This window comes from Azospirillaceae bacterium, from assembly GCA_028283825.1.
In the GTDB taxonomy this organism is placed as follows: domain Bacteria; phylum Pseudomonadota; class Alphaproteobacteria; order Azospirillales; family Azospirillaceae; genus Nitrospirillum.
This window is the reverse complement of sequence record JAPWJW010000003.1, coordinates 1,338,809-1,352,350: the sequence shown is the minus strand read 5'-3', so window position 1 is coordinate 1,352,350 and position 13,542 is coordinate 1,338,809. Positions and strand designations below refer to the sequence as shown.

Annotated in this window: 16 protein-coding genes; 6 read left to right on the top strand and 10 right to left on the bottom strand. The window is 67.4% G+C overall.

Annotation, left to right across the window (positions count from 1 at the left end; genetic code table 11):
- Positions 1-24: 24 nt before the first annotated feature.
- From PW843_18120 to cysT, 3 genes are read right to left on the bottom strand one after another with little or no spacing between them, the layout of a single operon-like run.
- Entirely contained in the window at positions 25-1,092 is a 1,068-nt protein-coding gene (locus PW843_18120; GenBank protein ID MDE1148506.1) for a TOBE-like domain-containing protein, read from the bottom strand.
- Positions 1,093-1,130: 38 nt separating this feature from the next.
- The gene (gene cysW / locus PW843_18115; protein ID MDE1148505.1) at positions 1,131-1,988 is read right to left on the bottom strand and encodes a sulfate ABC transporter permease subunit CysW; all 858 of its coding nucleotides are present in this window, start codon (positions 1,986-1,988) and stop codon (positions 1,131-1,133) included.
- Positions 1,978-2,784: a sulfate ABC transporter permease subunit CysT gene (gene cysT, locus PW843_18110; GenBank protein MDE1148504.1), complete on the bottom strand. Its 807-nt coding sequence runs from the start codon at positions 2,782-2,784 to the stop codon at positions 1,978-1,980. The genes cysW and cysT overlap by 11 nt, the downstream gene beginning before the upstream one ends.
- A gap of 547 nt (positions 2,785-3,331) precedes the next feature.
- On the opposite strand from cysT, the gene PW843_18105 reads away from it, so the two are divergent.
- The 3 genes from PW843_18105 (at position 3,332) to PW843_18095 (ending at position 5,391) form a co-directional block, all read left to right on the top strand.
- The gene (locus tag PW843_18105; GenBank protein MDE1148503.1) at positions 3,332-4,783 is read left to right on the top strand and encodes a GH1 family beta-glucosidase; all 1,452 of its coding nucleotides are present in this window, start codon (positions 3,332-3,334) and stop codon (positions 4,781-4,783) included.
- A 93-nt stretch (positions 4,784-4,876) separates the two neighbouring features.
- Positions 4,877-5,086: a hypothetical protein gene (locus PW843_18100; protein MDE1148502.1), complete on the top strand. Its 210-nt coding sequence runs from the start codon at positions 4,877-4,879 to the stop codon at positions 5,084-5,086.
- Positions 5,083-5,391 (top strand): hypothetical protein, encoded by a 309-nt coding sequence (locus PW843_18095; protein ID MDE1148501.1) that lies wholly within the window; start codon positions 5,083-5,085, stop codon positions 5,389-5,391. Before PW843_18100 ends, PW843_18095 begins: the two co-directional genes overlap by 4 nt.
- Before the next feature lie 24 nt (positions 5,392-5,415).
- On the opposite strand, the gene PW843_18090 is transcribed toward PW843_18095, so the two are convergent.
- Positions 5,416-6,192, bottom strand: coding sequence for a DUF2987 domain-containing protein (locus tag PW843_18090; GenBank protein ID MDE1148500.1), 777 nt, complete (start codon positions 6,190-6,192; stop codon positions 5,416-5,418).
- 215 nt (positions 6,193-6,407) lie between these two features.
- On the opposite strand from PW843_18090, the gene PW843_18085 reads away from it, so the two are divergent.
- Together PW843_18085 and PW843_18080 are read left to right on the top strand one after the other, a co-directional pair.
- Positions 6,408-6,962 (top strand): hypothetical protein, encoded by a 555-nt coding sequence (locus tag PW843_18085; GenBank protein MDE1148499.1) that lies wholly within the window; start codon positions 6,408-6,410, stop codon positions 6,960-6,962.
- Positions 6,963-7,015: 53 nt separating this feature from the next.
- Positions 7,016-7,243, top strand: a complete 228-nt coding sequence (locus tag PW843_18080; protein ID MDE1148498.1) for a hypothetical protein — start codon at positions 7,016-7,018, stop codon at positions 7,241-7,243.
- 155 nt (positions 7,244-7,398) lie between these two features.
- On the opposite strand, the gene pth is transcribed toward PW843_18080, so the two are convergent.
- The 6 genes from pth to lgt all read right to left on the bottom strand — a co-directional run bounded on the left by pth (position 7,399) and on the right by lgt (position 12,616).
- Positions 7,399-8,019 (bottom strand): aminoacyl-tRNA hydrolase, encoded by a 621-nt coding sequence (gene pth / locus PW843_18075; GenBank protein MDE1148497.1) that lies wholly within the window; start codon positions 8,017-8,019, stop codon positions 7,399-7,401.
- 6 nt (positions 8,020-8,025) lie between these two features.
- Positions 8,026-8,631, bottom strand: a complete 606-nt coding sequence (locus tag PW843_18070; GenBank protein MDE1148496.1) for a 50S ribosomal protein L25/general stress protein Ctc — start codon at positions 8,629-8,631, stop codon at positions 8,026-8,028.
- Between the two features lie 153 nt (positions 8,632-8,784).
- Complete coding sequence (locus PW843_18065) at positions 8,785-9,717, bottom strand: ribose-phosphate pyrophosphokinase (protein MDE1148495.1); 933 nt, start codon at positions 9,715-9,717, stop codon at positions 8,785-8,787.
- 170 nt (positions 9,718-9,887) lie between these two features.
- A complete protein-coding gene (gene pgeF / locus PW843_18060) occupies positions 9,888-10,673 on the bottom strand; it encodes a peptidoglycan editing factor PgeF (GenBank protein MDE1148494.1) in 786 nt (261 codons plus the stop codon).
- Between the two features lie 6 nt (positions 10,674-10,679).
- Positions 10,680-11,810 (bottom strand): SAM-dependent methyltransferase, encoded by a 1,131-nt coding sequence (locus PW843_18055; protein ID MDE1148493.1) that lies wholly within the window; start codon positions 11,808-11,810, stop codon positions 10,680-10,682.
- Complete coding sequence (gene lgt, locus PW843_18050; protein MDE1148492.1) at positions 11,810-12,616, bottom strand: prolipoprotein diacylglyceryl transferase; 807 nt, start codon at positions 12,614-12,616, stop codon at positions 11,810-11,812. The genes PW843_18055 and lgt overlap by 1 nt, the downstream gene beginning before the upstream one ends.
- 380 nt (positions 12,617-12,996) lie before the next feature.
- Here lgt and PW843_18045 point away from each other — a divergent pair, with 380 nt between their 5' ends.
- Positions 12,997-13,323 (top strand): accessory factor UbiK family protein, encoded by a 327-nt coding sequence (locus tag PW843_18045; GenBank protein MDE1148491.1) that lies wholly within the window; start codon positions 12,997-12,999, stop codon positions 13,321-13,323.
- Positions 13,324-13,542: the final 219 nt, after the last annotated feature.

Below are 13,542 nucleotides of genomic sequence, written 5' to 3'. Positions count from 1 at the left end.
AAAAGTGCCGTCAGCCCCTGGTCCCTAACCCTTGGCGGGAAACACCCGGGCATGGCGGAAGTCAACCGTACACCAACTGCCCACGTCCAGCGCCAGATCGCTCAGGCGGTCGCGGGACAGTTGCGCTTCCAGCGCACGGCCGGACAGGTCCAGCTCCAGCCGGGCCACGGGGCCGGCGGCGTGCAGGCTGCTGACGCGGGCGCTCCACTTGCCATCGACCGCGGCGCCGTCCGATCGGGCCGGGCTCAGTTCCACCTGGTGGGGGCGGACGTAGATCAGCGCCGGGCCGTCGGCGCCGACATCGCCGTCCACCTGCACCGGCCGGCCGTCCAGGTGGGCCACACCGCCCTCGATGACGCCGTTGAGGCGGTTCACGCCGCCCAGGAAATCGAAGACGAAGCTGTCGGCCGGTGTGTCGTACACCTCCGCCGGGGTGCCGACCTGAATGATGCGGCCCTGGTTCATCACCACCACGCGGTCGGCCAGTTCCAGCGCCTCTTCCTGGTCATGGGTCACGAAGATGGAGGTGATGTTCATGTCGTCGTGCAGGTGGCGCAGCCACTTGCGCAAATCCTTGCGCACCTTGGCGTCCAGCGCGCCGAACGGTTCATCCAGCAGCAGCACCTTGGGCTCGATGGCCAGCGCGCGGGCCAGGGCCACGCGCTGGCGCTGGCCGCCCGACAGCTGGCTGGGATAGCGGGTGGCCAGGTGCGACAGCTGCACCATTTCCAGCAGCTGGGTCACGCGGCGGCGGATGTCCATTTCCGCCGGGCGTTCCGCCTTCTTCTTGACGCGCAGGCCGAAGGCCACGTTGTCGAAGACGGTCATGTGGCGGAACAGGGCGTAGTGCTGGAAGACGAAGCCCACCTTGCGGTCACGCGCGGCGCGGTCGCGGGTGTCCTGCCCGTCGAAGCTGACCTCGCCCGCGTCGGCATGGTCCAGGCCCGCGATGATGCGCAGCAGGGTGGTCTTGCCCGACCCGCTGGGGCCCAGCAGGGCCAGCAGCTCGCCCGAGCGCACCTCCAGGCTGACGCCGCCCAGGGCTGTGAACGTGCCGAAGCTTTTTTCCACATCGCGGATTTCAATGGCCATGCGCGCCGCCCGTTCTTTGGTTCTTCATTGTCGCCGCCTCAGCGCTTCGCGGCGGCGATCTGGTCGGCGAAGCGCCATTCCAGGGCCGCCTTGGCCGCCAGGGTGACCAGCGCCAGCAGCGCCAGCAGCGAGGCCACCGCGAAGGCGGCCACGAAATTGTATTCGTTGTACAGAATCTCGACATGCAGGGGCATGGTGTTGGTCTTGCCCCGAATGTGGCCGGACACCACCGACACGGCGCCGAATTCGCCCATGGCGCGGGCGTTGCACAACAGCACGCCGTACAGCAGGCCCCAGCGGATGTTGGGCAGGGTCACCATGCGGAAGGTCTGCCAGCCGCTGGCGCCCAGCACGATCGCGGCCTCCTCATCCTCCACGCCCTGTTCCTGCATCAGGGGGATCAGTTCGCGCGCCACGAAGGGGAAGGTGACGAACACGGTGGCCAGCACCACGCCGGGCACGGCGAAGATGATCTGGACATCATGGTCGCGCAGCCAGGGACCCAGCGATCCGTGCAGCCCGAACAGCAGCACATAGACCAGGCCCGAGATGACGGGCGAGACGGAGAAGGGCAGGTCGATCAGGGCCAGCAGGAAGCTTTTGCCCCGGAACTGGAACTTGGCGATGGCCCAGCTGGCAGCCACGCCGAACACCAGGTTCAGCGGCACGGCGATGACGGCCACCAGCAGGGTCAGCTTGACGGCGGAAAAGGCGTCGGGATCGGTCAGTCCCTTGAAATAGGCGCCCACACCCTTGGCCAGGGCCTGGGTGAAGACGGACGCCAGCGGCAGGGCCAGGAAGGCCGCCAGGAACAGGATGGCCACGACGATCAGGCCCGCCCGCAGCAGCGGGCCCTCGCCCACGGCGGGGCGGCGGGTATGGGGATCAGCGGGCATGGCGCGACCGGGTCCAGCGCTGCAGGAAATTGATGCCCAGCAGCATGAGGAAGGAGACGGCCAGCATGGCCGTGGCGATGACCGTGGCGCCGGCGTAGTCGAACTGTTCCAGCCGCGCCACGATCAGCAGGGGCACGATCTCCGACACCGCCGGGATGTTGCCGGCGATGAAGATGACGGAACCGTATTCGCCCACGCCGCGGGCGAAAGCCAGGGCGATGCCGGTCAGCAGCGCCGGCAGGATGGCGGGCAGCAGCACCTTGGTGAAGGTCTGCCAGCGGGTGGCGCCCAATGAGGCCGCCGCCTCCTCAACCTCGGCATCCAGATCCTGCAGCACCGGTTCCACCGTGCGCACGATGAAGGGCAGGCCGACGAACACCAGGGCGATGACGATGCCCAGCGGCGTGAAGGCGATCTTGAACCCCGCCGCCTTGGCGAAGGAACCGATCCAGCCGTTGGGGGCGTAGATCGCCGTCAGGGCGATGCCGGCGACCGACGTGGGCAGGGCGAAGGGCAGGTCGACCATGGCGTCGATGATGCGCCGGCCGGGGAAGCGATAACGCACCAGTACCCAGGCCACGATCAGGCCGAACACGGCGTTGACCAGGGCCGCCACGAACGCGCAGCCGAAACTGATGTAGAAGGCGTGCAGTACGCGCGGCGCCAGGGTGATGGACCAGAACTTGGTCCAGCCCACACCGGCCGCCACCAATGCCATGTGGCCCAGCGGGATCAGGACGATCAGGCACAGGTAGAAAAGGGTGAAACCGAAGGCCGTGCCGAAACCCGGCAGGATGGTGGGGGCGAGGAAACCCTGACCCCGGCGAGCGCCCTTGGCCCCGGTGGCCGCCGCCGCGGCCGTCACCGGTCCCCTCCACACCAAAGGGGTAGATTCCCCAAGAAGACGATGCGAGGCGAACCCGGCAGGGTCATGTGCGGTCTTTCCCCAAATTCAGTCGCGAGATTAATGCATAAGGCCGGAAGCGTGTACAACCTTCACGCCACGTGATGCAGACACCTCTTTCACAAAGGTGCCATGCGCAGGCAATTAAATTTCCAAGACGGGATTGTTAAATATAAGCCCATCGGACAAGGGCATCTTCCGGCGTGCTAGCGGTCACATCGCGTGTGACAGCGTTGTCCGTGATGGGTTACAAGTCGTTCCGGGAGGAAGGGCATGACAAAAACCAAAGCTGGGTACCGTTCCCACTCGTGTGGAACCGCATACACCGGCGCACGCCCTGGCCTTGCCTGACAGCCGATACCGGATCCGTGGTGGGATGAGCGCCCATAGGCGGGGAACCGGGGGGATGAGGCGCCACTAGGAACGGAGTGTAGACAGCATGATCAATCGTCGCGCCCTGCTACAGGGCACGGCCGCCATGGCCGCCCTGGGCGCTGCCGGGGGGATGACCGGGCGCATGGCCTTCGCCGCCGCCAAGGCCGCCAAGGTGGACTTTCCCAAGGACTTCCTGTGGGGGGCGGCCACCGCCGCGTACCAGGTGGAAGGCGGCTGGAACGCCGATGGCAAGGGCCCGTCCATCTGGGACACCTTTGTGCGCCAGCCCGGCCGTATCAAGAACAACGACACGGGCGACGTCGCCTGCGACAGCTATCACAAGTACCGGGAAGACGCGGCCCTCATCCGCCAGCTGAACCTGAAGAGCTATCGTTACTCCATCGCCTGGTCGCGGGTGCAGCCGGACGGCAAGGGGGCGGTCAACCAGGCCGGCCTGGACTATTACAAGCGCCTGACCGACGCGACGCTGGAGGCGGGCGCCCGCCCGCTGGTCACGCTCTACCACTGGGACCTGCCCCAGCCCCTGGATGACGCCGGCGGCTGGACCAACCGTGACACCGCCGACCGCCTGGCCGAATATGCCGACATCATGGGCCGCGCCCTGGGCGACCGCATCAAGCATTGGGCCATCCTGAACGAGCCCAAGACCTTCACCCACCTGGGCTATTGGGAAGGCATCTTCGCGCCGGGTCACAAGGACCCGCTGCAGATGCTGAAGGCCACTCACGTGGTGAATCTCAGCCAGGGCAAGGCCTTCCGCGCCCTGAAGGCGGTGGACCCGAAGCTGGAGGTCGGCAGCGTCTGCGACGTCGCCAACATGGTGCCACGCACCGACAGCGAAGCCGACAAGGCCGCGGCCGAGCGGTATCACCGCTTCCTGAACCTGTGGTTCCTGCAGCCGGTGCTGGACGGCACCTACCCCGACGTGCTGCCGGCCGACCAGCGCGACGCCCTGCTGGGCTTCCAATCGGGCGACGAGAAGACCATGCGCGGCGACTACGATTTCGTCGGCCTCAACTACTACACCCGCTGGGTGGTGGCGGATAAGCCCGAGGGCAATGGCGTCCCCGGTCTGAACACCGACCACCAGTGGGGCGAGGGGCCGCACGCCAAGACCGACATCGGCTGGGACATCGATCCCGACGGTTTCCACGACACCCTGGTGCGCATGGCCAAGGTGGTGGGCAACCGCCCGATCGAGATCACGGAAAGCGGCGCCTCCTACAACACGCCGCTGGTGAACGGCCACGTGAAGGACGAGGCGCGCATCACCTACATGAAGGCCTACTTCGCCGCCTTGTCCCGTGCCATCAAGGACGGCGCCCCCGTCCGCGCCTACCACGCGTGGAGCATGATGGACAATTTCGAATGGGCGCAGGGCTACACCCAGCGTTTCGGCCTGGTCTACGTCGATTATGCCAACAACCAGAAGCGCACCATCAAGGACAGCGGCCACTGGTACGCCAAGGTCGCCAAGGACAACGGCTTCGTTTGAGGGCCTTGATTGAGGATGGGGGTGGGATCGCAAGGTCCCGCCCCTAACTCAAGGTTGATGGATTCCGGGAGCCAATCCCTCTATCATTCCTTTATGACCGAACGCTCCGATCAGGACCGCATGAACCATATCGCCCGCGCGTGGGGCGAATCCTTGGCGCGCGCCGAGGCTGATGTCGCTGCCGGCAGGGTCGTTCCGGCTGAGACCGTGCGGGCCCGTCTGCGCGAGGGCATTGCCCGGTTGAAAGCGCGGTCGGAAGAGGCGGACGCTTATGCCGCCGAGCGCGGCCCCGTCCGGCGTTGATCCACTTCTCCGCTGAGGCCGAGGCCCAACTCGCGTCCCTTCAGGACTATTTTGAAGAGCGGTTGTGGCTGCAGGCCCTGGAGAAACTGGCGGACGCTGTGGATGAGGCTGAGCGTTTCATCCTGAACGAGCCGGCCAAGGGCCTGCCGGCACCACGGCCTTACCCATGGCTGACTCAGGCCGATGTGGCTTGGATCAAGGTGCACCGCTACTGGTTTGCCTATCGCGCCCAGCCGCCGCTGGTTCTCGCCCTTTTTGATGAGACGGCCGACATCCCGGGCAGATATCCACGCACGCCGGATTGACATGTCCGCGTCGGGTGCCAGGTCTCAGAACAGATGCGCCACCGGCACGGCGTAGAGATGGGTGGGACCGGTCGTGCCCTCGTCGGCCGCGACGGCCAGGCGCAGGCCGGGGTTGCGGCGTTCCAGCTTGCGGCTGAATTCCAGGATGGGTTGGCCCTTGTCGTCGGCCTCCAGCGCGTCGCCACTGTCCAGGCTGGCGGTGACGTGGCAATGGTCCTCCGGTCCGCATCTGAAGGTGAACTGGTCGATGCCCGGCACGATGAAGCCCATCACCGGGCCGACGAATTCTTCGATCGCCCGGTCCAGCAGCTTGGCGCCCTGGCGCAGTTCGACATAGGGCACCGGCTGGCCGTCTTCGGTTTCCACCTCCAGCGCCAGATGCGCCCTCAGCGTGTCCTTGGCCTGGTTGCTGACCAGCTTGGCATCCGCCGCCGCCCAATCGGGCCGGTAGGGCAGGTGGAAATAGCCGTCGGGGGTGGATTCGATCGCTTCTTCCCGGCCATCATGCACCGCCCAGATTTCGATGGGCTGGGGGCCGGTCTTTCCCTCCTGGAACATCACCTTCAGCGCCAGGCGCAGGTGATGGCCGTTGTTCCCCAGCTGGTCCAGCACCTTCAGCGTGTCGGCCAATTCGCGGTAGGAGGTGTGGCCGAACTCCTGCTTGGCGGTCACCGTCATTTCCTGGGCAGGCTCGGCGGCAGGCTGCTCCGCCGCCTGGGCCATGGCCAGGCGGGGCACGAGTAGGCAAAGAGCGGTGGCGAGCGTTGCGGCGCGCAGCCGCGCGTGCGGATCCTTGGCCAAGATATCCAGTTCCCCAAAAGACAGCCCCATCGGCCGCATGGATAGTACCGGGTGGGGATGCTGCGGGGATAGGGCCGGATGGCGGCGTTTTTTCGCTAAGGTTGTCCCTTGCCATTATCGGTGGCGCGCCGATTTCCTTGCCAGGGTGTCATGTCGGGCCGTTATATCAGCGGATATACAGCGATGTGGCTGGCATTGGGGAAGGGAAGCGGGTGATGAAGCGCTGCGCGTTGGTTCTGGCGATCGGGTTGACGGCGGCCTCGTCCGCGTGGGCGCAGGCGGTCCCCCAGGGCATGGCCGAAAAGGCGGCCGCGCCGACCGATCCGTCCTGCAAGGGCGTCGCGGTGGAATGGCCGGCGGATCTGAAGGCCTGGGGCCTGACCGCCGTGCCGGTGACTGCGGCCAAGGGTGGTGACGCCGTACCTGCCGTGACGCCCGGCACGCCGGCGCGGGTGACGCTGGCGCCCAAGGAAGATGTGACGCTGGCTGTGGCCCCGCCCAAGCCGGCGGAGGACAAGACCTATGCCGGCATCGTGGCCTTCACGGTGACGGTGGCCGGCCCCTATCGCATCGCGCTGGACGGCGGGGCCTGGATCGATGTGGTAGCGGGGGCCAAGTCGCTGGACTCCACCAGCCACCGTCACGGCCCCAACTGTTCCGGCATCCACAAGGTGGTGGATTTCGGCCTGGCCGCCGGCACCTATCAGTTACAGGTGTCGAACAGCCAGGCCGCCACGGTCACTCTGCTGGTGGTGCCGCCGCAAAACTGAGGCTGCGGGTCCACCCCTGGTCCAGGCGCGGCGTCGATGCTATATTCCAGGCCATGAGCAGCATTTCCGCCACCAGCGCCTATAGCGCCATCACCCAGGGGCTTCAGAACGCCAGCGCCCGCGTGGATCGTGACGCCACGGCCATCGCGTCGTCACAGGGTGGCGTGAACCCGACGGACGTGGTCAGCCTCAGCACCGACGCCCTGACCTTCAAGGCCCTGACCAAGGTGGCCAAGACGGTGGATGAGAACAGCCAGCGCCTGCTGGATATCGTGGCTTGATGCTTGGCCCTCAGGCGCCGGGCGCGGCCTCCGGCCGTTTGGCTGTCCTCGTTTTGCAGTCCGCTGACGCTCCCCGCAAAACTCCGGCGCCCGCAGTCGCGGGCTAAGCGGCTTTGCCGCTGAAATGCTTTGAGTTGATGGCGGCGGCCGCCCGTTCAGCGCGGGCCGGCCTGCTTATCGTTGGCCGGCTTTTCCGCCTTGGGCTTGGGCGGCTGGGTCACCAGGGCGATGCGGCTCTGGAATTTTTCGGATTCACCTTCGGCCATGAGCGCGAAGTCGTCGACGATGGCGTCCAGGAAGGGCGGCAGCCAGGTCTGGTCGGCCTTGGCGAAGTTGGACAGCACCCAGCCGTGCACCAGGTTCTTGTCGCCCGGATGGCCGATTCCCAGGCGCACGCGCCAGTAATCCTTGCCGATATGGTCGTCGATGGAACGGATGCCGTTGTGGCCGCCGGCACCGCCGGCCTTCTTGACGCGCAGTTTGCCGGGCGGCAGGTCCAGCTCGTCGTAGAGGACGATAACCTGCTCGGGCGTCATCTTGTAAAAGCGCATCGCCTCCCCGACCGATTGGCCGGACAGGTTCATGAAGGTCTGCGGTTTTAAAAGGTAGATCTTTTCGGGGCCGATCTGCCCCTCGGTGATCAGCCCCTGGAAGCGTTTCTTCCAGGGGCCGAACCGATGGCGGCGGGCGAGCTCGTCCGCCGCCATGAAGCCGACGTTGTGGCGGTGGCCGGCATATTCCGGGCCGGGATTGCCCAGGCCGACCACCAACCGCATCGTTTATCAGGCCTCGGCAGCCGCGGCCGCGTTCTCTTCGGACTTCAGGCCCGAGGGAGCGGCGACGGTGGCGATGGTGAAGTCGCGGTCGATGACCGGACGGGCGCCTTCCGGCAGCTTCACGCTGCTGATGTGGATGGACGCGCCGACGTCGACACCATCCAGGGACACCGTCAGGTGCTCCGGAATGTTGTTGGCGCGGACGTGCAGTTCCACTTCGTGGCGGACGATGTTCAGCACCGCGCCGCGCTTCAGGCCCGGGCTGGCTTCGTGACCGGTGAACTCAACCGGCACCTTCACCACGATTTCGGTGGTGTCGCTGACGCGCAGGAAGTCGACGTGCAGGGGACGATCCGTCACCGGGTCGAACTGGACGTCGCGCGGCAGGGTGCGGGTGGTCACACCATCGACGGTCACGTCGTACAGGTGCGTGAAGAAGCCCGGCTTGTGCAGAACGCGGGTGAAGAAGACGGCCTCCAGGGAGATCGTCACCGGCTTTTCCTTGTTGCCGTAGATCACGGCAGGGATGCGGCCATCGCGGCGGGTCTGACGGGCGGTCCCCTTGCCTGCCCCGTTCCGCGCCTCGGCGGCGAGCGCGATAATCTGGGTCATGGTACTCTCCTTAAGAAAATGCGCCAGCCTCCAGGGGTGCTGACGCGGTCGGAATGCGCGGGTGTATGCGCGCGTGGCTCCAGAGTCAAGCCGGAGAGTCAAGAAGGCGGCCATGTGGCCGCCTTCCTAAGACTTCGGGTGCTGAATTCAGCGTCAGTCGAACAGCGACGACACCGACTTCTCGTGGCTGATGCGCTCGATGGCTTCGGCGATCAGCGGGGCGACGGTCAGGTGACGGACGTTGCGCGACACGCGCACGGCCTCGGTCGCCTGGATGCTGTCGGTGGTGATCAGCGCCTCCAGCGGGGACTGGGCCACGCGGGCGACGGCACCGCCCGACAGCACGCCGTGGGTGACGTAGGCGCGCACGGACTTGGCGCCACGCTCCTTCAGGGCGACGGCGGCGTTGCACAGGGTGCCGGCGCTGTCGACGATATCGTCCACCAGGATGCAGTCGCGGCCGGTGACGTCACCGATGACGTTCATGACCTCCGACACGCCGGCGCGCTCACGCCGCTTGTCGATGATGGCCAGGTCCGCGTCCAGGCGCTTGGCGATGGCGCGGGCGCGCACCACGCCGCCCACGTCCGGCGACACGATCATCAGGTTCTCGCGACCCATGGTGGCCTCGATGTCCTGCACGAACACCGGGGCGGCCACCAGATTGTCGGTGGGGATGTCGAAGAAGCCCTGGATCTGGCCGGCGTGCAGATCCATCGTCAGCACGCGGTTGGCGCCGGCGGTGGTGATCAGGTTGGCCACCAGCTTGGCGGAGATGGGGGTGCGGGGACCGGTCTTGCGGTCCTGGCGGGCGTAGCCGTAGTAGGGCAGCACCGCCGTGATGCGCCGGGCCGAGCCACGACGCAGGGCGTCGATGGTGACCAGCAGTTCCATCAGGTTGTCGTTGGCGGGGTATGAGGTGGACTGGATGACGAACACGTCCTCGCCGCGGACGTTCTCCAGGATTTCCACGAACACTTCCATGTCGCTGAAGCGCCGGATGGTGGCCTTCGTCAGCGGAACCTTCAGGCAAACCGAGATGGCCTCGGCCAACGGCCGATTGCTGTTGCCGGCGATGAGCTTCATGGCGCGCTCTTTTAAGTAGGAAGTGGGCGACGCCAGAGCGTCTTCATACCTTCATAAAGGCGCGCGGACCATATCAAGCGGACCCTGGGCTGTAAACCGCCGCCCCCCGCCGCCAGGGCACAGGGGGCATGCGCGACACGGCGGGTGTGGCGCATGCGCCACGGCTGGCCTCATGGGATGGGCGACAGTGCTATCACACTGATATGACGGCCATAATCCGGTTCCTTGCGCAGTGTGGCGCGCCGATAGCTGAAGAACTCATCCTCTTCCTCAACCGTATCATGGCCGGTGTGCACCACCTGGGCCAGGCCGATGCCCGCCAGGCGATGGCCGACATAGGCGCCGATATCGAACAGGGGGTGATCGGGACGCCGGCCGGGGGAGAAGAAGCGGTCGTTGGCGGCGTCGGCCTCGACGAAGCGGGCCTTGAACTCCGGCCCCACTTCATATGAGTCACGTCCGATGTGGGGGCCGACGCCGGCGACGATGCGGGCAGGGTCGGCGCCCAGGTCGGCCATGGCCTTCACCGTTGCCTCCAGCACGCCGGTGAAGGCGCCTTTCCAGCCGGCGTGTGCCGCGCCCACCACGCCCGCCGCCGGGTCGGCGAACAGCACGGGCACGCAATCGGCGGTCAGGATGCCCAGCGCGACGCCCGGGCGGCGGGTGACCAGGGCATCGGCCTGGGGCGCCTGCTCTCGCGGCCAGGGCTGGTCCACCACCGCCACGGTGGGGCTGTGGATCTGGTGGACGGTGACCAGCGCCTTGGCCGGCAGGTCCAGGTCCCGGGTGACACGCGCCCGGTTCTCCCGCACCAGTTCCACCTCGTCGTTGGAGCCATAGCCGACGTTGCGCCCGGCATAAAGGCCGGTGGACACGCCGTCACGCCGGCCGAAATAGCCATGGCGGATGCCCGGCCGGGCCAGCGCGTCCAGGGTGAGGAAGGTGGGCGGGGTCATGGGGGCTCAGCCTTCTGTGGGGTCAAAGCCGGGCGGCACGGGGCAGCCGGGCGTGGTCAGGGCCAGGGCCTTGAACAGGCGGCCCATGTGCGCCGGTGCCGTCAGCCGGTCCAGCGCCAGGTCGATGGCATGGGCCTGGGGGGGGGTGGCGGCGCGCTTCAGGGTGGCCGCGCGCTGCCGGATGCCCAGGCGAAGCAAGAGGTCGCCCTGGTCCACGGTCCCGTGGGCCAGGGCGCCGGCGGCAACGGCGGTGGCCGCCAGGGTGCGGAAATCCACATGCGCCGTCAGGTCGGCCAGGCCGGGATCGTCCAGCACCGGCGCGTAGGCATGGGCCCGCACCGCCTGCAGCGTGTCGCCCAGGGCGGGCGCGTCGTAGCCGTAATCCACCACCAAGGCGGCACCCGGCGCCGTCGCCAAACGGCGCCCGATCTCCCCCGCCACGGTCAGGGCGGCGGGGCAGATTTCAACCACGCTGCCCGTCGCACTGTCGCGCAGGTCCGGCGGGACCAGCAGGTCGGCACCGGCGCCGCCGTCCAGCACCCAGGCGAAGCGGTTGTCTTCCGGCAACCACGTAATGCACCGTTCCGCCCATCCCCGTTCCGTCTTCTGCATCTGGCGGATGGGCAGGGCGTCGAAGAACTCGTTGGCCAGCAGCAGCAGGGGGCCTTCAGGCACATCGGCCAGGCTGTCGGCCCAGGTGACGGGCGTCGGCGGTTGGGCCGCGGCGGGCAATGCGGCCAGCGTCGCCCGCTGGCGGGCCCGCAAGGGGGGGCTCATCTCCACCATGTGCACGCGCACGGCCTGGATCAGGCCGGGTACGCGGGCCATGGCGCGCAGGGCGTCGGCCATCAGGGTGCCGCGCCCGGGCCCCAGTTCCACCAGATGCACACGCTCGGGCGATCCGAGGGTCAGCCACATCTGGGCGCACCACAGGCCCAGCAGTTCGCCGAACATCTGGCTGATCTCAGGCGCGGTGGTGAAGTCGCCGGCCACGCCCAAGGGATCGCGGGTGATGTAATAACCCAGCGTGGGGTGGCCCAGCGCCTCCCCCATGAAGGTGGACAGCCGCAGGGGGCCTTCCCGGCCGATGCGCCGGCGCAGCAGGTCGGCCAGCGTTCCGGGCGTTTCGCCCGGCATCAGGCGGCGACCGGCACGCGGCGGCGGGCGATGGCCACCAGGGCGACGCCGATCAGCGCCATGGGAATGGACAGGATCTGGCCCATGGTCACGCCGCCCAGCAGGAAGCCCACCTGGATGTCGGGCTCCCGGAAGAACTCCGCCGTGATGCGGCACAAGGCGTAGCCGATCAGGAAACATCCCGTCAGGGTGCCGGTGCGGTCACGCACCGCCGGTATCCGCGACAGGCAATACAGCACGGTGAACAGCACGATGCCCTCCAACCCCGCCTCATACAGCTGGCTGGGGTGGCGGGGCAGGCCGCCGGCGGCGGGGTTGGGGAAGATGATGGCCCAGGGAACGTCGGTGGGGCGGCCCCATAGCTCGCCATTCACGAAGTTGGCCAGACGGCCCAGGAACAGGCCGATGGGGGCGGCCACGGCGGCCAGGTCGCCCAGCGCCAGCGGGTTGAAGCCCCGCCGCCAGGCGAACAGCAGGATGGCCGCCGCCACGCCTGTCATGCCGCCGTGGAAGGACATGCCGCCGTTCCAGACCTTCACCATGTCCAGCGGATGGGCCAGGTAATAATCCAGGTTATAGAACAGGATGAAGCCGATGCGCCCGCCCGCCAGCACGCCGACGACGGCCCAGACCAGGAAGTCGTCCAACTCGGTCGTCGTGGGGCGTCCGCCCTGGCGGCGGGTCATGCCCAGCGCCAGGCGATAACCCAGCGCCACGCCCACGATATAGGCCAGCGCGTACCAGCGCAGGGCGAAGGGGCCGATCTCCACGATGGTGGGGCTGATGTCGGGAAAGGCGAGGGCCATGGCGTTCCGGATATCCCCAAGTCAAATATGTGGCGGGCAAAGTCATGCGACGGGCGCTGGTCTCGCCAGCGGTGCCGATGCGGCCCTTGTCCCGCCGTCCCGTCCGCACCAGATGGCCGGATAGGGTCCTGCGGGGCCAAGTGTCCGCCCAGCGCTTTATAGGGTCAGGCACCCGCCCCCGCAACCGGCGCCGATTATGCCCCGCATACCCAGCCGGGTTTGGTAATCCCGGCGATGGTGGCCGGGGCCCCGGGCCTGCCGCCAAGGCGCTGTTGCACCTGCGAATGGCGGCGGCGATAATGGCGGCTTACGGCGGCGCTTCCCTTCACCCCGTTTCCGCATGATGCGGGGTGGCGCCGGCGACAGTCGAGGATGGAAAAATGCAGGTCGACAACAAGGTGTTGGACGATTTGGCCCGCGTGGCCGGGGGCGCCATGGGCGCCGTGGCTGGGCTGAAGAACGAGGTGGAAACCCACGTCCGGCAGCGCCTGGAGCGTGTGCTGGGCGGCATGGACATGGTGCGCCGCGATGAGTTCGAGGCGGTGAAGGAAATGGCATCCCGCGCCCGTGCGCAGGAGGATGAGATCGCCCGCCTGACGGCGGTGCAGGCGGCGTTGCTGGACCGGGTGGCCCACCTTGAGTCGCTGGTGGCCAAGGTTGCCGGTGGCGCTGCCCCGGCCGATGCCGCCCCGGGCAAGGCGGACTGATCCTCCGGTCCCGGCCTTTGTGCCGCAACCACAAGCCCTTGTGGGGTGGGGGATTTCCCCTTGCGGGGGCGGGCGCCAGGCTTCTGGCGCCCGGTTGCGGCGCGGTTGGTTAGGGCATAAGACGGTTGCGGGGGCATGTCCCATCTGGCACCGTACCCCTGGTAGCTTCCTCGCCCGGCAGTACCAGATTTTGAGTCACCGACCGGAAGGGTTCCGGTC

Bases quoted from the DNA above. Each gene is read 5' to 3' on its own strand.
- PW843_18120 (MDE1148506.1), bottom strand. From the start codon at position 1,092: ATGGCCATTGAAATCCGCGATGTGGAAAAAAGCTTCGGCACGTTCACA.
- PW843_18100 (MDE1148502.1), top strand. From the start codon at position 4,877: ATGACCGAACGCTCCGATCAGGACCGCATGAACCATATCGCCCGCGCG.
- PW843_18065 (MDE1148495.1), bottom strand. From the start codon at position 9,717: ATGAAGCTCATCGCCGGCAACAGCAATCGGCCGTTGGCCGAGGCCATC.
- lgt (MDE1148492.1), bottom strand. From the start codon at position 12,616: ATGGCCCTCGCCTTTCCCGACATCAGCCCCACCATCGTGGAGATCGGC.
- PW843_18055 (MDE1148493.1), bottom strand. From the start codon at position 11,810: ATGCCGGGCGAAACGCCCGGAACGCTGGCCGACCTGCTGCGCCGGCGC.
- PW843_18105 (MDE1148503.1), top strand. From the start codon at position 3,332: ATGATCAATCGTCGCGCCCTGCTACAGGGCACGGCCGCCATGGCCGCC.
- PW843_18045 (MDE1148491.1), top strand. From the start codon at position 12,997: ATGCAGGTCGACAACAAGGTGTTGGACGATTTGGCCCGCGTGGCCGGG.
- PW843_18070 (MDE1148496.1), bottom strand. From the start codon at position 8,631: ATGACCCAGATTATCGCGCTCGCCGCCGAGGCGCGGAACGGGGCAGGC.
- PW843_18085 (MDE1148499.1), top strand. From the start codon at position 6,408: ATGAAGCGCTGCGCGTTGGTTCTGGCGATCGGGTTGACGGCGGCCTCG.
- PW843_18080 (MDE1148498.1), top strand. From the start codon at position 7,016: ATGAGCAGCATTTCCGCCACCAGCGCCTATAGCGCCATCACCCAGGGG.
- cysW (MDE1148505.1), bottom strand. From the start codon at position 1,988: ATGCCCGCTGATCCCCATACCCGCCGCCCCGCCGTGGGCGAGGGCCCG.
- pth (MDE1148497.1), bottom strand. From the start codon at position 8,019: ATGCGGTTGGTGGTCGGCCTGGGCAATCCCGGCCCGGAATATGCCGGC.
- pgeF (MDE1148494.1), bottom strand. From the start codon at position 10,673: ATGACCCCGCCCACCTTCCTCACCCTGGACGCGCTGGCCCGGCCGGGC.